The organism is Arthrobacter bambusae (assembly GCF_022606295.1).
In the GTDB taxonomy this organism is placed as follows: Bacteria; Actinomycetota; Actinomycetes; order Actinomycetales; family Micrococcaceae; genus Arthrobacter; species Arthrobacter bambusae_A.
Window position 1 is genome coordinate 18,078 of sequence record NZ_JAHHZS010000016.1, and the last position, 17,267, is coordinate 35,344.

General features: G+C 65.4%; 16 protein-coding genes. 7 read left to right on the plus strand and 9 right to left on the minus strand.

Going from position 1 to position 17,267, the window contains the following annotated elements:
* Positions 1–3: 3 nt before the first annotated feature.
* The gene (locus KNN17_RS12460) at positions 4–1,788 is read right to left on the minus strand and encodes a CAP domain-containing protein (RefSeq protein WP_241709386.1); all 1,785 of its coding nucleotides are present in this window, start codon (positions 1,786–1,788) and stop codon (positions 4–6) included.
* A gap of 148 nt (positions 1,789–1,936) precedes the next feature.
* Between KNN17_RS12460 and dcd the strand changes: the two genes are divergently transcribed.
* Positions 1,937–2,512: a dCTP deaminase gene (dcd, locus tag KNN17_RS12465; RefSeq protein ID WP_078107361.1), complete on the plus strand. Its 576-nt coding sequence runs from the start codon at positions 1,937–1,939 to the stop codon at positions 2,510–2,512.
* A 52-nt stretch (positions 2,513–2,564) separates the two neighbouring features.
* Here dcd and KNN17_RS12470 read toward each other — a convergent pair whose 3' ends face one another.
* The 7 genes from KNN17_RS12470 to KNN17_RS12500 form a co-directional block, all read right to left on the minus strand.
* Positions 2,565–3,506, minus strand: a complete 942-nt coding sequence (locus KNN17_RS12470) for an endonuclease domain-containing protein (protein WP_241709387.1) — start codon at positions 3,504–3,506, stop codon at positions 2,565–2,567.
* Positions 3,507–3,633: 127 nt separating this feature from the next.
* Positions 3,634–4,839 carry a cation:proton antiporter gene (locus KNN17_RS12475; RefSeq protein ID WP_241709388.1) on the minus strand — a complete coding sequence of 402 codons (1,206 nt, stop codon included), beginning with the start codon at positions 4,837–4,839 and terminating at the stop codon, positions 3,634–3,636.
* A 5-nt stretch (positions 4,840–4,844) separates the two neighbouring features.
* Positions 4,845–5,327 carry a cation:proton antiporter regulatory subunit gene (locus KNN17_RS12480; protein ID WP_059389838.1) on the minus strand — a complete coding sequence of 161 codons (483 nt, stop codon included), beginning with the start codon at positions 5,325–5,327 and terminating at the stop codon, positions 4,845–4,847.
* Between the two features lie 77 nt (positions 5,328–5,404).
* Positions 5,405–6,190 (minus strand): glucosamine-6-phosphate deaminase, encoded by a 786-nt coding sequence (locus tag KNN17_RS12485; protein WP_241709389.1) that lies wholly within the window; start codon positions 6,188–6,190, stop codon positions 5,405–5,407.
* A 35-nt stretch (positions 6,191–6,225) separates the two neighbouring features.
* A complete protein-coding gene (locus KNN17_RS12490; protein WP_241709390.1) occupies positions 6,226–7,749 on the minus strand; it encodes a glycoside hydrolase family 3 protein in 1,524 nt (507 codons plus the stop codon).
* Between the two features lie 63 nt (positions 7,750–7,812).
* Positions 7,813–8,964 carry an ROK family transcriptional regulator gene (locus KNN17_RS12495; protein WP_241709391.1) on the minus strand — a complete coding sequence of 384 codons (1,152 nt, stop codon included), beginning with the start codon at positions 8,962–8,964 and terminating at the stop codon, positions 7,813–7,815.
* 74 nt (positions 8,965–9,038) lie between these two features.
* On the minus strand, positions 9,039–10,442 hold the full coding sequence (locus KNN17_RS12500; RefSeq protein ID WP_241709392.1) for an MFS transporter: 1,404 nt from the start codon (positions 10,440–10,442) through the stop codon (positions 9,039–9,041).
* Between the two features lie 86 nt (positions 10,443–10,528).
* On the opposite strand from KNN17_RS12500, the gene KNN17_RS12505 reads away from it, so the two are divergent.
* The 6 genes from KNN17_RS12505 to mnhG are packed head-to-tail and all read left to right on the plus strand — an operon-like array spanning position 10,529 to position 16,990.
* Entirely contained in the window at positions 10,529–13,609 is a 3,081-nt protein-coding gene (locus KNN17_RS12505; RefSeq protein WP_241709393.1) for a Na+/H+ antiporter subunit A, read from the plus strand.
* Positions 13,606–14,061 (plus strand): Na(+)/H(+) antiporter subunit C, encoded by a 456-nt coding sequence (locus KNN17_RS12510; RefSeq protein WP_078107368.1) that lies wholly within the window; start codon positions 13,606–13,608, stop codon positions 14,059–14,061. Before KNN17_RS12505 ends, KNN17_RS12510 begins: the two co-directional genes overlap by 4 nt.
* Complete coding sequence (locus KNN17_RS12515) at positions 14,058–15,647, plus strand: Na+/H+ antiporter subunit D (protein WP_241709394.1); 1,590 nt, start codon at positions 14,058–14,060, stop codon at positions 15,645–15,647. The genes KNN17_RS12510 and KNN17_RS12515 overlap by 4 nt, the downstream gene beginning before the upstream one ends.
* Positions 15,644–16,210 (plus strand): Na+/H+ antiporter subunit E, encoded by a 567-nt coding sequence (locus tag KNN17_RS12520; protein WP_241709395.1) that lies wholly within the window; start codon positions 15,644–15,646, stop codon positions 16,208–16,210. The genes KNN17_RS12515 and KNN17_RS12520 overlap by 4 nt, the downstream gene beginning before the upstream one ends.
* On the plus strand, positions 16,207–16,485 hold the full coding sequence (locus tag KNN17_RS12525; RefSeq protein WP_078107371.1) for a monovalent cation/H+ antiporter complex subunit F: 279 nt from the start codon (positions 16,207–16,209) through the stop codon (positions 16,483–16,485). The genes KNN17_RS12520 and KNN17_RS12525 overlap by 4 nt, the downstream gene beginning before the upstream one ends.
* The gene (mnhG, locus tag KNN17_RS12530; RefSeq protein WP_241709396.1) at positions 16,475–16,990 is read left to right on the plus strand and encodes a monovalent cation/H(+) antiporter subunit G; all 516 of its coding nucleotides are present in this window, start codon (positions 16,475–16,477) and stop codon (positions 16,988–16,990) included. The genes KNN17_RS12525 and mnhG overlap by 11 nt, the downstream gene beginning before the upstream one ends.
* Here the strand turns inward: mnhG and KNN17_RS12535 are convergent.
* Positions 16,987–17,247, minus strand: a complete 261-nt coding sequence (locus KNN17_RS12535; RefSeq protein WP_241709397.1) for a DUF4235 domain-containing protein — start codon at positions 17,245–17,247, stop codon at positions 16,987–16,989. The two genes, mnhG and KNN17_RS12535, sit on opposite strands and share 4 nt — an antisense overlap.
* Between the last annotated feature and the right edge of the window lie 20 nt (positions 17,248–17,267).

A 17,267-nucleotide genomic window follows, 5' to 3' on the forward strand; every position in this document is an offset into this window, starting at 1 on the left:
GCGTTACTGCGCCAGCTTCAGTCCGCCCAAACCGCTTATCGGGGTGCTCGGCGTCGTGAGGCGTCCACCGGTCAGGTCCCAGTATTCGATCGTTCCGTTGCTCAGCAGGCCTGCGACTCCCGTGGAGTTGAGGCCGGTGACGCCCTTGAGCGAGCGCAATCCGGAGTAGTCCGTCCATCCGGTTCCCACGACCAGCCGGGCCTCTGCCTTGGGCGTGGTGAGTCCCGAACCCCGGTAGAGGCGCAGGTTCCCGTTTGCTTCCACGGCCAGCAGGTCCTGGAAGCCGTCGGCGTCGTAATCCACCATGCTGAGCCGGATCGCACTGACGCCCGAGCCCACCTGGGTCCGTCCGACCAGCGCGGTGAGTCCCAGGTTCCGGTACAGGTAGAGAGCACCGGTGGAATCGGTGGCGAGGATCTGCGGGAGCCTGTTGTTCCCGCACCAGGTGCCCACCGCCATGGTCATCGTCTGCCAGCCCGATGAGCCCAACGTCACGGGTGCCTTGAATCCTCCGCTGACCACCCCGGGGTACAGCAGGAGCCTGCCGTCCAGCATTTGGACGATGACGTCGATCACGCCGTCGCGGTCCCAATCCGTGGTCATCACTTCTTTCGCCCCGGCGAAACCGGAGCCGACCGTCCGGGCAGGGCCGAAGGTGCCGTTGCCGAGTGCCGGGTAGTCCCTCAGGTTTCCGGAGGGGTCGACGGCGACCAGGTCGCCGGTGCTGCGGATGGCTGCCGCACTGAGGTCCAGGGTGGGCGGCTGGTGCTTCGCGATGGGGTCGCAGACGCTCGGTGGCGGAAGCTGGGGAGGGGCTGTGCCCGCGCCGGGGCTGTTGACGGTTCCGGCGGGGAGGGTCGTATAGCCGAAGAGATTGACCACGCCCCACATCGTGTAGCTATTGGGGGTGGTCTGGTAGTTGCCGTCCGTGAAAGTGATTCCGACGCCGATCACGTTGAATCGGGGGTCGCGAAGCAGAGCATCGTGGGCGGGTGAGCTCTTCCACCATTCGACAAGCTGGGCTGCATCCCGGTCCCAGCGGACAGCGATGATCTCGCCCGCACCGTTGTTGGGGTTCAAGGCCCTGGGATCGGTCCAGAAGTTGGGGCGGTGCTCGATCACTTGGCGGCTGGCGATGTTGTTGGACCAGTCCTGCGACAGCGTGGACACCGTGGGGTTGTATTTCACCGGGTTCAAGCCAAGCGACGTCCGGTAGGCATTGATGGCGTTGAAGACGGCCAGCACCTGTGCCGAATTGTCGTCGTTGACCAACGCGTGCGGCGAAACCAGCGGGACGGCCGCGGGGGAGGACTTCGCCTGGGTTTGGGTCGGATCCGGGACATTCCCGGCCGGGCTTCCGGGAAGCGGGTCGGGGCCGGATGCCGGTGGGATGGAGGGGATCGGGGGCGGCCCGTCCACTGCCTGGGGCGACGTGCCGTTGCCCGGGGCGACGGCGGGGTTTGCCTGCGCGGGCGTCGTCGCCGTTTCGACGGCGTGCGTGCTGCCCCAACCCACGGGGGCGGCTGGAGCCGGGGCGGCTGCGGCTGCCGGGGTCGGGATGGTGGGCGCGGTGGCCGTTGGTGACGCCGGCGAAGGTGCGGCCTGCGGCAGGCCGGATCCCGACGGCGGTGCAGACGCCGTCGTCGTACTTTCAGTACCGGCGGCGGTGCCTGGGGTGGAAGGCGCGGCTGCGGCGGACGTTCCGGCGAGCTGCGCCGGAAGGGCGATTGGTCCGGAGGCAGGGGCCATCACCGTGACAAGGCAGGCCACCAGTACGGCAACGGGCACCGCAATTCGTCTCAATGTTTCCCCAGATTCGCGTCGTGCCACCGTCCCCAAACGCAACAGCGGTAACGGTAGTCTATGTGGTGCACTATAGTCCCATGCGCCACTCCGGCACCACGGGGTACGCGGCGCATACGGTACTTTTGATCCTGTGCTGATCTCTGACCGCGACATACGTGCCGAAATCGACTCCCGACGTATCGTCCTGGAGCCCTACGACCCCGCAATGGTTCAGCCGTCCTCGGTGGACGTCAGGATTGACCGCTTCTTCCGGCTGTTCGACAACCACAAATACGCGCACATCGACCCCTCCGAGGAACAGCCTGAGCTGACCCGCCTGGTGGAGGTCGAGGGCGACGAGCCTTTCATCCTGCACCCGGGCGAGTTCGTGCTCGGTTCGACTTACGAGACCGTGAGCCTGCCGGACGACGTCGCCGCCCGGCTTGAAGGAAAGTCTTCGCTGGGACGCCTCGGTCTGCTGACGCACTCCACGGCCGGCTTCATCGATCCCGGTTTCTCGGGCCATGTGACGTTGGAACTGTCCAATGTGGCTACCCTGCCCATCAAGCTGTGGCCCGGCATGAAGATCGGCCAGTTGTGCTTCTTCCGGCTCTCGTCGGCCGCCGAGCATCCCTATGGTTCCGGCGGTTACGGCAACCGTTACCAAGGCCAGCGCGGCCCTACCGCGAGCCGCAGCCACCTGAACTTCCACCGGACGTCTGTTTAGCGCATCGAGAGGTGAGGTCTCGCCCCTTTGATGCAGCGAAATGGCCGAGATCTCACGTCTCGCTGACCCAAGCTGCGCGGGCAAGGGCGTCTCGCACGCGGGTTACGACTCCGTCGAACCCCCCGGCGTTCACGTGCCGTGCCGTAATTGTCACCGAAGTCCAGCCGATCGCGGCGATGGATTCGTCGCGGCGAATGTCAGATTCCTTCTGAGTGGCTGTCAGGTGGTGACTACCGTCGTAGTTGACGGCCACTTTATGCCTGGGGAAGGCCAAGTCCGGCCACGCCAACTCCCATCCGCTTGAATCCTGGACAACAAATCGCAAGACAGGTTCCGGCAATCCCTGCCGGCCGATGGCAAGGCGGAGCTTGGTTTCCGGTACGGAGTCGGCTCCAACCCTCGCGAGTTCCAGTGCCAACCGGGCATTCTTGCGTCCGCGGATCCCCGGGTTTCCCTCCACTTGCGAACGCAAATCCTCAAGGGAACAAAGCGCGGCGCGGTTGTGGCCGAAACTGCGGGACTGGCTGCAGATGAAATGGTCGGCCGCGGCGACGAGATCGTCGAGGGGCAACAACGGAGCCAAATCAAGCCAGGTTCGGGCAGGGCTCGTGATGGGAATGCCATCGAGGGTTCGACGGTCCGCGGCACCCAAAGATACCCGGCGCCCGGCAACCCCCTTGCGAACCGGCCGGTTCCCGCCGTCCCACCGCAGCAAATGCACCAACGGCTGGCGTTCGAGATCACGGGGGAGGGGACAGCGCCACAGGATTGCCGCCGTCGGGCCGCAACACACGGTCCCGGGCGAGATGCCCGTCAACAACCGTGCCGTATGGGAAAGCTCCTGGACGGCACCCCAAGGAACGCGGACTCCACGGCTAGCCACGCGAAGGTCCTTGTTCCATGCCCGGCTCTCCGAAACCCCGGCAGCGCGCTGTTCGGAGAGCGTGAACGAGCGGCCCCTGAGGGTTTCAGGAAGAGGTCCAGGACTGCGCATGCACCAATTCTTGGCACAGAACAGGGCCTGCCGACCGGTTATCCACAGTGGGGAGGAGTAGTGAAGGCCCGCCTACAGATCGAGACGTGAGATCTCGCCTCTTTGAACCCTCGAGAAGGCCGGGATCTCACGCCTCGAGGGACGCAATAGGCTCCGACGCCTTCGATTTGCGGGGAGACTTGCGGAAGACCTTGACCATAGGCTCCACGAAGCGGGCTGCGAGCGGCCCGAAGATGGCCATGAGCAGCACATACGCGGTGGCGAGGGCGGCAAGCTCGTGCGGTACGACTCCCGAGGCTACGGCCAGGCCCGCAATGACAATGGAGAACTCGCCGCGGGCGATCAGGGCGGCCCCGGCGCGGAAACGCCCAGGAACGGCGATCCCTGCACGCTTTGCCGCCCAGAATCCGGTCAGCACCTTGGTAAGGGCTGTTGCGAGGGCGAGAAGCAGCGCCCAGCCCAGCACTGGCGGGATCTTGGATGGGTCCGTGTTGAGGCCGAAGGCTACGAAGAAGATAGCCGCGAAGAGATCCCGCAACGGTTCAAGGATGCGCGTCGCGTTGTGGGCGGTTGCCCCCGAAATGGCGATGCCCAGCATGAACGCCCCCACGGCCGCGGAGACCTGGAGTGCGGACGCGATGCCGGCCACCAGAAGTGCGGCCCCGAGGAGATTGAGCAGGAAGACCTCGGAGTTTTCGCTGTGCACGGCTTGGGATACCCGATGGCCGTGTTTGAGGGCCACCACCAGTACGAGGGTGACGACGGCCAACGCTATGCCCACCGTCTGGAGCCCGCCCAGGAAGCCCACGCCCGCGAGGATCGCCGTCAGGATCGGAAGGTAGATGGCCATGGTCAGGTCTTCGAACACCAGGATGGCAAGCACCACGGGCGTCTCTCTGTTACCGATCCGGCCGAGGTCAGTGATCACCTTCGCCGCGATCCCGGAGGAAGAAATGTAGGTGACGCCGCCCATGACGATCGCGCCCACCAGCCCCCAGCCGAGCCACACCGCTATGCCCGCACCCGGAAGGAAGTTCAACACCAGGTCCAGTACACCGGCTTGCCAGGAGCGCCGCAGCCCGGTGACGAGCTCCGCGGCCGTATATTCCAAGCCGAGCATGAGCAGCAGGAGGATGACGCCGATTTCGCCGGAAAGGTGGGCGAACTCCTGCATGCCGTCGAGCTTGACCAGTCCACCTGCCCCGAACGCGAGTCCCCCCACCAGATAGAGCGGAATGGGGGACATGCCGATCCTGCCGGCCAAGCGTGCCAAGAGGCCGAGGCAGAAAACGACTGCGCCCAGCTCAATGAGGGTCAGGGCCAGGGGGTCCATAAAGGTCAGCCGTTGCGCAGAATGGCAGCCGCAGAGTCAAGACCTTCCTGCGTACCGACAGCCACCAGCAGATCACCCGTGTGAAGGACGACGTCGGGAGCCGGTGAGGGAACCACTTCGCCTTCGCGCATGATTGCCACGATCGAGACACCACTGCGGGTGCGGATCTGGGCTTTGCCCATGGGCTGGTTGTTGAAAGGGGAGTCAGCGGTGATGGAGAACTGCCGCGTGACAATGCCGGGGATTTCCTTGTGGGCTTCGGCCAGGCGCATGGCGATGTGTTGTCCGCCCAGAAGGTTGCCCAGGGCGGCGGCTTCGTCTGCGGTCAACGGGATGGATGCCTGGCAGGTATCGGGATCGTCCCATGTGGAGACGAAAAGCTCGGTCTCACCCTCCCGCATCTCGACGACACCGATGCGGCGTCCCGAGGCCGTGATGAAATCCTTGCGGACCCCGAGGCCTGGAAGTTCTGTCTCATCCACGTTCATAAGTCCACCCTAGCCCTCTTGAAGGGGCGGCGGAATGACGCCGCTCGAGCCCTTCGCGCAAAGCGGTCCGCGCCGTTCTACGGGGCAAAAGCCAGGCCGCGCGCGGCGTCGTCGTAGTATTCGCGGTTCGCCAATCCGGCGGCTGCTGCCTCGTCCAGGACCACCACGGCGTCGGCATGCCATTGCAGGATCGAACCCGGGCACGACGCCGTCAGCGGCCCCTCGACGGCGGCAGCGACCGCAGCGGACTTCGCGGCACCCGTGGCGATGAGCACAAGCCGGCGCGCCTCCAGCACGGTCCCCAATCCCTGGGTGATGCAGTGGGTCGGGACGTCGCCGTGATGACCGAAGAACCGGGCGTTGTCCTGCCTCGTGCGGGCCGTCAGCCGCTTCAACCGGGTCCGGGAAGACAAGGAGGACCCGGGCTCATTGAAGCCGACGTGGCCGTTGGCGCCGATGCCGAGAATCTGCACATCAACGCCCCCGGCATCGCGGATCGCGGCGTCGTAGGCGGCAGCTCCGGTTTCGAGCTCGGCCTGCGTGGCGCCGGTGCCGTCAGGGACATTCAGCCCGGCCAGTGGAAGCCCGATCACCTCGCAGACCTCGCGAACGAGGACCTGGCGGTAGGACTGGACATGTCCAGTCGGAAGGCCCACATATTCGTCCAAGGCGAATCCCTTGGCGGCCGAGAAATCCACCCGGCCCGCAGCGGCCGCAGCCGCGAGTTCCGCGTACAGCCCGAGCGGGGACGAGCCGGTGGCCAATCCCAGTACTGGTCCTCTGCCCGCGGGGAGTCCTGCGAGGACGGCCTGGGCAGCGGCCGAAGCGGCCGATTCCGGGGTGGGCGCGACAATGACTTCCATGGCAGCTTTCTGTCGATGGGTTGGGCGGGCTGCAGTCAGGCCTTGGTGCTGCCGTTAAGCAGCGCCGTCAGGGCCTGGGACACCGTGAGCGACGCACCATAGGTGACGATGTCCGCCCCGCCGCGCGGCCAGCCGCACTCGACGGCGATCACCGCGTGCCCTTCCGCCCTCAAGCGGGCAAAGACGGTCCACAGCGGGTGTTCGGCATCCAGGCCGCGCCCGACGACGGCGACCCGCGCGCCGTCGGGAACTTCGCCTTCTCGGACCACTTCCGACGTTGTGGCGGCAGGGCCCCACGGCACGCGACCGACCGCGAAGTTGGACCCGGTCTCAACCTGCACGATCGCCACGGGTTCCGCCCGTGCAAGCCACCTTTGAGCGGCTTCGGAGACCTCGAAGGCCTCGGCGATGCGCTCGCCGTCGAGCGCGTTCGCATCGCCGGGAACGCCGGAGCGTTGCGGCTCGCCCCGCAGCCCCAGCTGGCCCCTGACGGCAGCCTCCTGGATTTCAGCAGCGCCGGCAGCAGGAAAGCGCGCGGACAGTGCTGCCGTGCGGGCAACGGCGTCCGCGAGGCGTTCCATGGGCAAGCGCCCCCCTTCCACGGCATCGGCGATCGCGGTGAGTGTTTGTTCGAAGAGGGCCGGTCCCGTTTCGGAACCAAGGCACAACAGGTCTGCCCCGGCCATGAGTGCACGGACGGCTGCTTCCGGAATGCCGGTCTGGGCGGACGCGCCGGCCATGTCCAAAGCATCGGTGATGATGAGGCCGTCGAACCCCATGTCACGGCGCAGCAGGTCCTGCAGGATGCGCGAGGAGAAGGTCGCCGGGTGGTCCGGGTCCAGGGCTTCGACCAGGATGTGGCTGGTCATGACCGTGGCTCCGCGAGCCGCCACGAGCGCCCGGAAGGGGACCAGTTCGCGGGCATCCAGGGTGGCGGCGTCGGCGGTGACCCGGGGGAGCGCCAGGTGGGAGTCCGTGGTGGTATCGCCGTGGCCCGGGAAGTGCTTGGCGCAGGATGCCACGCCCGCGTCTTCGAGGCCACGGATCCAGGCGGCAGTATGCCGGGCCACCAAGTCCGGTTCGGCCCCGAAGCTGCGCACGCCGATCACGGGATTGTCCGGAGCGGAATTGACATCGGCATCCGGGGCCAGGTTCACGTTGATGCCCAGGCCTGCCAGTTCGTGGCCGATGGCGCTGGCGCTCGCGGCGGTCAGTTCGACGTCGTCGAGGCGCCCGAGCACGGCGTTCCCGGGCTGCGTGGATCCCGTGAGGTAGTGCAGCCTCGTGACGTCGCCGCCCTCTTCATCGACGGCGATGAGCGTGTTCGGGGAATGTGCCCGCAGCCCGGCGCACAGTTCGCGCAACTGGACGGGGGACGCCACGTTGGTGCCGTAGAGGCACACAGCCGCGAGCCCGGCGTCGTACGCTTCAAGAATCCAGACGGGGACCGCGATGCCGGTGAATCCGGGCATGAGGGTTCCTGCCGCGAGGCGGCGCAGGTGGTCGCGGGCGGGCCTGGTGGCAAAGGACTGGGTAGCAGGGGACTGAATCGTGTCCATGTCCGGCTCCTTCGAGGGGATGCGTGGCTGGTTAGTCAGGGCTGGAAACGGCGCAGGCGGCACTCAGGCCACACCAAGCTGGTTTCCGAGGACCATCACGGCGGCGCCGCGCAGTACAATGTCCTGTGCGTCTGCCGCGAGACGGACGGACACCGGTGAGGGGTCCTGGTGCAGGAGCCGCTCAAGCAAGGTCTGCTGGACGGCGTTGAGAAGGGGGCCTTCCAAAAGCTCCCGGGGTCCGCTGAGGACCACTTCGCCCAAATCGAGGGCGCCAACCACGGGGGCGAGGGCGATGGCGAGCCGCTCGCCTGCTTCCCGGAGTACGACGTCGGCCGCGGCCTCCGGTTCGGAGCTCGCCGCAGCTTCGGCGAGGGCCCGTTCGAGGCTGGGGACGGACATCCAGGTTTCGAGGCAACCAGTCTTACCGCATTTGCAGATGGTTCCACCGTCGGTGCCGACCGTGACGTGGCCGATTTCGCCCGCCGCGGAGTGGGCGCCCCTGGTGCGTCTACCGCCCACGATGAGGCCTGAACCGACACCGCGCCCGATTTTCACGAGAACCATGTCGTCACTGCCGCCGCCGAAGGTGTAGTCCGCGTGGACTGCCGCGTCGGCGTCGTTGGAAACGAGGGTCGGCAGGCCGGTGCGCTCCTGGAGGAGGTCGCGCAGGGCGACGTCCTTCCATCCGAAGTTGGGGGCCGTGGTGACCACACCGTCGGCGTTGACGATGCCGGGGGTCCCGACGCCGATCCCGAGCAACGTGGCAGTGGCCCGCGCTTTTGCCTCGGACGCCAGTGCGAGGACCTGGTTGACTACGTCTTGTCCGGTTTCGTCCGAGAGGGTGCGTTCCGCACGGTCGAGGATGTTGCCGTCAAGGTCGAGGACAGCGGCGCGCAGCACGGAATTTTCGGCGAGATCCATGCCGATGACTTGGAGGCCCTGGCGGTTGATGTCCACCAGAATGGCCGGCTTGCCGGGGCGGACTTCATCGGAGTGCCCCAGTTCCACCACATGGCCGCGTTCCAGGAGGTCCGAGACGAGGTCCGATACCGTCACGCGGGTCAGGCCCAGGGTCCGGGAGAGATCCGCGCGGCTCATTGCCCCGGCCGAGTGGAGGGTCTGGCGCACCAGGGAGAGGTTGTGGGCGCGCCCGTCGGAAGGCAGGGTTGCCGCACTGGTCCGATCTGTGCGCTGGCGGTCGCGAAGGGCTTCCATGGGAGTTAGTAAACTCTACTAACAATCAAAGATCAAGGGTTTTTTGCAGATTGTGTGGAATCAAGCACCGTCTGTCAGCTCAGCGGAACCGTGGCGATTTCCGTCTTGCTGGGTGATTTTACGGGCAGGATCACCAACAAGCCGGCCAGGAGCACCACCATGATGCCGAGGATTCCCCAGCGTTGGGCCCCGCCCGAGGCCACCAGGGGCGTCGCCACGGTGATGCACAGGGTGAACAGTGCCGGCGCCAGGAAGCTCACCGCCCGGCCGGTGGTGGCGTAGAGCCCGAACAGTTCGCCGGATTCGCCGTCCGGCGCCAGCCTTGCGAGATAAGCCCGGGAGGACGCCTGGGCTGGTCCGACGAACAGGCAGAGGAACAGCCCGAATACCCAGAACGTGGTGCTGCCTGCCCAAGGGGCTCCGAAGAACACGTAGTCGCCGTTGCCAAGCACCAGGATCACGGTGCCGGCTGCCAGGAGTCCGATGAGGGAAATGACGATGACGGACTTGGGCCCGATCCTGTCGTCCAGGAATCCGCCGATCATGGCGCCAACGGCTGCCACCACGTTGCCGAAAATCGCGAAGAAAATGACTTGTTTGAGCTCGAATCCAAAGGTTCCCGCAGCAATGACACCGCCGAAGGTGAAGACCGCCGCCAGGCCGTCGCGGAAGATGGCGCTCGCGAGCAGGAAGTAGATGGTGTGCGGGCTGGTCCGGTAGATGGCCCTGATCCGGCGGACCAGCAAACCGTAGGATGCGAGGAATCCGAGCCGGGATTCCGGTTTCCTGACGGAGAGCTCCGGCACAGCGAAGAGCACAGGCAGCGCGAAGATGAAGAACCAGAGCGCGGAGAAGACGGCAACGAGCCTGATATTCAGGCTGTCCTGGGTGGATGCCCCGAACCACTCGAAAGACGGTTGGACGAAAAGCTGCAGCACCACGAGCAGCGCGACAATGCCGCCCAGGTACCCCATTCCCCAGCCGAAGCCACTCACTTTGCCGATGTTGGCAGGAGTGGAGATCTGGGCCAGCATGGCGTTGTAATTGACGCCCGCGAACTCGAAAAAGATATTGCCGAGCGCAACCAGCGAGACCCCCAAGAGCAGGAACTCGGGTTTGGGGAAGACGAAGAAGCATGAGCCAGTGAGCACGGCCACAATGGCTGTGTTGACGCCGAGCCACAGTTTCCTGCGCCCACCGGAGTCGGAACGTTGACCGGTGACGGGTGCCAGGAGCGCAATCGCGACGCCGGCAATCGCCAACGCGGCACCCAAGGTGGCTGACGCGGAGTCTTCCCCGCCAAAGGCCTTGGACGTCAGGTAGACCGTGAACACGAAGGTAGTCATGACGGCGTTGAAGGCAGCGGAACCCCAGTCCCAGGATGCCCAGGCAAGGATCTGGCCCTTGTTGGACAGGACAGGCCCCGAAGCGAGCTCGGATGCCGGGTGCGGGGCTTCAGGCGCAGTTGCCATGTTCATGGTTGATAAACTACCTGCACCGAACCCAACGTTTGACCGCCTGCTCCAACTTTTGACAATTCATTCCTGACTTTGCGGAGATTCCAGTGATCACAGTTCTTGCCGTGACCTTTGCAGCGGCAACTGTGGCGCCCTGGATCTTCCGGAAACTCCAGCGGAATGCCTTCTATGTCCTCGCGGCGGTTCCGGCCGCCGCGTTTGTCTGGCTGCTCCTGCAGTACGACCGGGTCTATCCGGGAAAAGGCGGGAATCCCACCGGCGGCTTCATCGAAGAAAACCTCCCGTGGATTCCGAACCTCAAGCTTGACTTCGCCTTCCGCATGGACGTCCTGGCATGGGTGATGTCCTTGCTGGTCCTGGGAGTCGGCTCGCTGGTCCTGGTCTATTGCGCTCGGTACTTCAAGAACAAGGACGCCAACCTCGGCGGGTTCGGAGCCCAGCTACTAGCCTTCGCGGGGGCGATGTTCGGCCTGGTGACGGCGGACGACCTCCTGATGATGTTCATCTTCTGGGAACTCACCACCGTCCTGTCCTACCTCCTGATCGGCTACGCGCGAACGCGCCTCGCCGCCCGCCGCTCGGCCTTGCAGGCCCTCATGGTCACCACCGCGGGTGGCCTGGCCATGCTGGTCGGCCTCATCATCCTGGGCCAGGCAGCCGGAACATACCGGATTTCGGCGATCATGACACAGGCGGCCGCCCTCATCACGGGACCCGCGCAAAGTGCGGTTGCAGCCGCCGTCGTACTCATCCTGGTAGGTGCGATTACCAAATCGGCGCTGGTCCCTTTCCACTTCTGGCTCCCGGGGGCCATGGCCGCTCCCACCCCGGTGAGCGCCTACCTGCACGCGGCGGCCATGGTCAAGGCCGGCATCTACATCGTGGCCCGCCTGGCGCCGGGGTTCAGCGAAAGCCCGTACTGGTTGCCGCTGGTGCTTGGGCTCGGCCTGGCGACGATGCTGGTGGGCGGCTACCGGGCGCTCCGGCAGACCGACATCAAGCTCATCCTTGCGTACGGCACAGTCAGCCAGCTCGGGTTCCTCATGATGGTGGTGGGCCTCGGCCGGCCCGACGCCGCACTCGCCGGTCTCGCGCTTCTGCTGGCGCACGGGCTCTTCAAGGCTTCCTTGTTCCTGGTGGTGGGCATCATCGACCACCAATCCGGCACGCGCGATATCCGCAAACTCTCGGGCGTGTACAAGTCCTCCAGGGCGCTCGCCATCGTGGCGGGGATCGCCGCCGCATCCATGGCCGGCATACCTCCGCTGGCAGGTTTCGTGGCCAAGGAATCCGTGTTGGAAACGTTCGTCCATTACGGCACGGGTCACTCCGGCGCGGGCGCTGCGCCGGAACCGTGGGGGCTTGTCCTGCTCGGCGGCTTGGTGCTGGGGTCCATCCTCACGTTCGCTTACAGCGCCCGCTTCATGTGGGGTGCATTCGCCACCAAGCAGGGCGTCGATCGGACGCCCTTCAAGGCCGTCCAGCCATCGTTCCTCGCGGCGCCCGCCATCCTGAGTTTCCTCACCATCGTGTACGGCCTGTGGCCGGATCCCGTTGACGGGTGGATCCAGCCGTACGCCGCGCTTTTTGCAGCGCCCGACGCCGGAACCAGCGCTTCCAGCGCCAGCCACCTCGCGCTGTGGCACGGCCTGACTCCCGCCTTGGGACTGACCGCCCTGACGTTCGCGGCCGGCGTCGTCATGTTCCATGCCCGCAACCTCGTGTCCCGGGCGCAAAGCCGAGTCCCGGACTGGGTGGACGGCGATCGGGCCTACCAGCGCACCGTCGGGGCCCTGGACGACGTCGCCGTATGGGTCACCGGCCGCACGCAGCGCGGTTCCCTCTACTTCTACTTGGCGGTCATCCTCACCGTGGCTTTCGCCGTCCCGCTCACGGCGCTCATCGTGGCCAACAAGCCGCTCCCGGGTGGTGTGTTCTTGATCGACCCGAATTCTCCGCTCCAGCTCATTGCCGCGGCAGGAATCGTCGTTGGCGCGCTGGCCGCGGTTCGTGCCAACAAGCGCTTCCTCGCTGTGCTGATGGTCTCCGTCACCGGTTACGGCATAGCCCTGATGTTCGCATTGCAGGGAGCCCCCGACCTCGCCCTGACGCAGATGCTGGTGGAGACCATCATCCTGGTGGCCTTTGTGCTGGCGATGCGCAGCCTCCCTCCGGAACTCCGGGACCGCACTGGCGGCAAATACCGGGTAGTCCGCGTCATCATCGGCGTGGCCTTCGCGGTCACCATGATCTTCGTGGCGATCTACGCCATGGGTGCCCGCATTGCCGAGCCTGTGTCGCTCTCCTTCCCGCGGTTGGCCTACGAAGGCGGCGGCGGACTCAACGTGGTCAACGTGACGCTGGTGGACATCCGGGCATGGGACACCTTCGGTGAGATCTCGGTGCTGGCAGTTGCCGCAACCGGCGTCGCGAGCCTGATCTTTGTCCGCAGCAGGGGAGAGCGCCTCGACAAAGCCGCCACGATCCCCGAGGGCACCGTGGGAAGGCGCGCCGCGGCCGGAGGCAGTTCGCGCGACGACGCCTCGCTGGCGCTCGTGCGCAAGTTCGCGGGCTCCCTGACGGACCCTTGGCTCGTGGCCGGCCGAACCCTTGCACCCGAACGGCGTTCCATCATCTTCGAAGTGGTCACGCGGCTGATTTTCCACTCGATGATCGTTTTCTCCGTGTACCTCCTGTTGGCGGGACACAATCTTCCCGGAGGCGGCTTCGCCGGCGGACTCACTGCCGGACTCGCCCTGACGATCCGATACCTGGCCGGCGGACGGTTCGAGCTACGGGAAGCCGCGCCGATCAGCGCAGGCATGCTCTTGGGAACCGGCCTCGCGACGGCGGCCGCCGCGGGATTCGTCCCGCTGCTTCTGGGCGGCCAGGTGTTCCAAAGCGCCATCATCGAGTTCTGGCTACCGCTGTTCGGCGACATCAAGTTCGTGACCTCCACGATCTTCGACATCGGCGTGTACCTGGTGGTTATAGGCCTGGCCCTGGACGTGCTGCGCAGTTTGGGAGCCGAGATCGACGAACACTTCGAAGAGACCTCCAGCGCAGACGCAGCGGATCAAGGGGACATCGGATCCGCCGCCCCCATCGCGTCGCCGGCAACCACTGGCGGGTCCGCAGCCACCGCGCCCGGAAAGGGAATCCCATGAGCGTCAATTTGACCTTGTTGATCGTTATGGGAGTGCTGTACGCCTGTGGGATCTATCTGATCCTGGAACGCAGCCTGACCCGTGTTCTCCTGGGGCTCATGCTCCTGGCCAACGCCACCAACCTGCTGATCCTCGCGACGGGTGGCTATGCCGGACTTGCCCCGCTGTTCAGCAAATCGACGGATCCGCGAGACTACAACGATCCCCTGCCGCAAGCCTTGATTCTCACGTCGATCGTGATTTCCTTCGCGGTGACGGCATTCATGCTCGGCATCATCTACCGGACATGGGCGTTGGCACGGCAAGACGACATCCAGGACGACGCCGAAGACCGGCGCGTCGCGAAGACACCCAGCTTTGACGCCGAGGACGACTCGGTGGTTCCCGAGGAAACATCCGAGTTCCCGGTCACGGCAGTCACCGAAGCAGCCAAGGAAGGAGGCCCCCTGTGAACATCGCCAGCCTGGCGCCGCTCGCCGTCGTACTTCCCATCCTCGGTGCCGCACTCACGTTCGCCTTGAACAGGAACCCGCTGGCCCAACGGGTGGTCAGCATCGGTTTGTTGTCCCTTACCTTGCTCCTGGAATGCTTGCTCCTTGCCTCGGTATGGACCACGGGCACCGCATCCGTCACCCTGGGTGGCTGGCAACCGCCCTTTGGCGTGGTGATGGTGGTGGACCAGTTCTCTTCGCTCATGTTGGTGGTCTCGTCCGTCATCAGCCTCGCGGTGCTGATTTACGCCACCGGCCAGGGCATGGCCGACGGCGACCGCGAGGCACCGGTGTCGATCTTCCACCCGACCTACCTGATCCTGGTGGCCGGTGTCTCCAACGCCTTCCTCACGGGTGACCTCTTCAACCTGTACGTGGGCTTCGAGATCCTGTTGACGGCGAGCTACGTGCTCATGACGTTGGGGGGCACCGGTCCGCGCATCCGCGCAGGGGTCACGTACGTGGTGGTTTCCGTCGTGTCCTCGGTGTTGTTCCTGATCGCCATTGCGATGATCTACGGAGCCACTGGAACCATCACGATGGCGGATCTCGCCATCAAGCTGGCCGAACTGGATCCGGGCACCAGGAACCTGCTCCACGTCATGCTGCTCGTGGCCTTCGGGATCAAGGCCGCCGTTTTCCCGCTGTCCTTCTGGTTGCCTGACTCGTATCCGACCGCGCCGGCACCGGTCACCGCCGTGTTCGCCGGCCTGCTCACAAAGGTGGGCGTGTATGCCATGGTCCGGACGGAAACCCTGCTCTTCCCTGGTGACACCTTGAATACCCCGTTGATGGTGGTAGCGCTCCTGACCATGCTGGTGGGCATCCTCGGCGCCATAGCCCAGAGCGACATCAAACGATTACTCTCCTTCACCCTGGTCAGCCACATCGGCTACATGGTGTTTGGGCTTGCCATGTCTTCCGTTGCCGGGCTTGCGGCAGCCGTCTTCTACGTGGCCCACCACATCACGGTCCAAACGAGCCTGTTCCTGGTCACGGGTTTGATCGAACGCCGGGGCGGCAGCTCATCCATGGACAGGCTGGGCGGGCTTGCCAAGCTCTCTCCGCTCCTGGCGCTGCTGTTCTTCATTCCAGCGATGAACCTCGCGGGAATTCCACCCTTCTCCGGGTTCCTGGGGAAGCTTGGACTCCTGCAGGCAGGGATCGCCCTGGGGACACCCTTGTCCATGACCTTGGTGGTGGGGGGAGTGGTCACGAGCCTCTTGACCTTGTTGGCGATCGCCCGCGTCTGGAACCGCGCATTCTGGCGGAAGCCCGAGGACGCTGAGTACCCGGCCCCCGTCCTGAAAGACTCTGCGGCCGTCGGGCTGCTTCCACGGACCATGGTGGGGCCGACCGCCGCGCTGGTGGTCTTTGGCGTGGCCCTGACCGTCTTTGCGGGTCCGCTCTTCCAATTGGCCGGAAACTCTGCGACCCAGATGCTGGACCGTACGGCGTACATCCATTCCGTGCTCGGCGGGAATGCGAAAGTTCCGGACATCGCTGGACCGGATACGTCGATCCCACCGCAGGGAGGTGGAAAGTGAGCCGCAAGCGGATCTCGTTCCGCACCGAGTTGCCGCTGCTGGTCTGGCTGGTGGTCGTCTGGGGTGCGCTCTGGCGGGACTTCAGCCCCGGCAATCTGGTGTTCGGTGCGCTGATCGCCGTGGTGGTAGCCAGGGTCTTCTACTTGCCCCCTGTGGAGCTCAGCGGGCGTTTCAACGTGCTGCGGGCCATTCCATTCGTCGTGGTGTTCCTCGGCAAAGTGGTGGCCGCGAGCTTCCAGGTCATGTACCTGGCGGTCTTCCGGGGTCCTTCGGTAACCAACGCGGTGGTTGCTGTTCCCCTGCGCAGCCGTTCCGACCTTATGGTGACGGCCACAGGGCACGTGATTTCGCTGATTCCGGGGTCCTTGGTGGTGGAGGTGGATCGCTCGACGTCCACGCTCTACATCCATGGGCTCAATGTCCGCAACGTTGTGGACACCGCCAAGCTGCGCAAGGAAGTCCAGGACACGGAAGCCTCGCTGATCCGGATCATGGGTACCCGTGCCGAAATGGACGCACTCCAGGCCGAAGGCCGGCCTGCAACGAGGGGAGCCGGCTCATGAAGGACATCGTGCTGATCGTCACAGCGGTGATTCTTAGCCTCGCGGCGGCGGGCGCAATCTACAGGATCGCCGTCGGGCCTTCACTGCTGGACCGGGTGCTCGCCTCGGACGTGCTGCTCGCCATATTGGGCGCAGCGCTGGCCATCGACATGGCCGTCAACAGGCACCTCAACAACCTCGTGCTCCTCGTCGCCCTGACGCTGATCGGGTTCGTTGGCTCGGTGACGGTGGCCCGCTTCGTGGCCGACCGAAGGGGACAAGTCAATGACTCCTAACGCCACCGGAGCGGACGCCGTCATCGACGCCGTTACCGCGGTGCTGCTGATTGTCGGTGCGCTGATGTCATTGGGCGCGGCCATCGGCCTGTTGCGGTTCCCGGACCTGATGAGCCGCATGCACGCAGCCACCAAGCCCCAAGTGCTCGGGTTGTTCCTTGTCTTGGCGGCCATCGGGCTTCAGATGCGCGAATGGTGGGTGTGGCCGATCCTGGCCGTCGCCTGGATCTTCCAACTGCTGACCGTGCCCGTGTCCGCACACATGGTGGGCCGCGCAGGCTACCGGACCAAACACCTCCACCCCGAGCTGCTGAGCATAGACGAACTCGAGGCTGTGGTGGTGCGGGCAGCCGGTCAACGGGCAGCGGAGAAAGCCCAGGAAGCGGCTTCGGAAATGCGCCACACCGGGAGCACGCGCGACGACGGGAGTGCCCGGGAGAGCGGCAACGCCCGCGACGCCCGGGATAGCGGGAGCGCGGGCGCTAACGACGGGCCGTCCGCTTAGACGACGTCCTGTGTCTTTTCGAAGTGCGAGATGGCGCGCTTCGTACCCCGCCCCGCTACAACCTGGATGACGGCGCTCACAGCGGCGGAAATCAGGGCGAAGGTCAGGGCGGAACGCAGGCTCGCTTCCATGTCGTCGTTGCCCTTGGGCGGCTTGTTGCCTGTGGTTTTTTCCCACACGGCGTTGACGAGCTTGGTGCCGGCAAAGCCTGCGCCGATGCTTACGCCGGTACCGAGCAGTTTGAAGAAGAAGTTCATTCCGGGACTCCTTGCGGGAG

Coding starts and splice junctions, on each gene's coding strand:
- KNN17_RS12470 (WP_241709387.1), bottom strand. CDS start 3,506: ATGCGCAGTCCTGGACCTCTTCCTGAAACCCTCAGGGGCCGCTCGTTC.
- KNN17_RS12475 (WP_241709388.1), bottom strand. CDS start 4,839: ATGGACCCCCTGGCCCTGACCCTCATTGAGCTGGGCGCAGTCGTTTTC.
- KNN17_RS12480 (WP_059389838.1), bottom strand. CDS start 5,327: ATGAACGTGGATGAGACAGAACTTCCAGGCCTCGGGGTCCGCAAGGAT.
- KNN17_RS12485 (WP_241709389.1), bottom strand. CDS start 6,190: ATGGAAGTCATTGTCGCGCCCACCCCGGAATCGGCCGCTTCGGCCGCT.
- KNN17_RS12490 (WP_241709390.1), bottom strand. CDS start 7,749: ATGGACACGATTCAGTCCCCTGCTACCCAGTCCTTTGCCACCAGGCCC.
- KNN17_RS12495 (WP_241709391.1), bottom strand. CDS start 8,964: ATGGAAGCCCTTCGCGACCGCCAGCGCACAGATCGGACCAGTGCGGCA.
- KNN17_RS12500 (WP_241709392.1), bottom strand. CDS start 10,442: ATGAACATGGCAACTGCGCCTGAAGCCCCGCACCCGGCATCCGAGCTC.
- KNN17_RS12510 (WP_078107368.1), top strand. CDS start 13,606: ATGAGCGTCAATTTGACCTTGTTGATCGTTATGGGAGTGCTGTACGCC.
- KNN17_RS12525 (WP_078107371.1), top strand. CDS start 16,207: ATGAAGGACATCGTGCTGATCGTCACAGCGGTGATTCTTAGCCTCGCG.
- mnhG (WP_241709396.1), top strand. CDS start 16,475: ATGACTCCTAACGCCACCGGAGCGGACGCCGTCATCGACGCCGTTACC.
- KNN17_RS12535 (WP_241709397.1), bottom strand. CDS start 17,247: ATGAACTTCTTCTTCAAACTGCTCGGTACCGGCGTAAGCATCGGCGCA.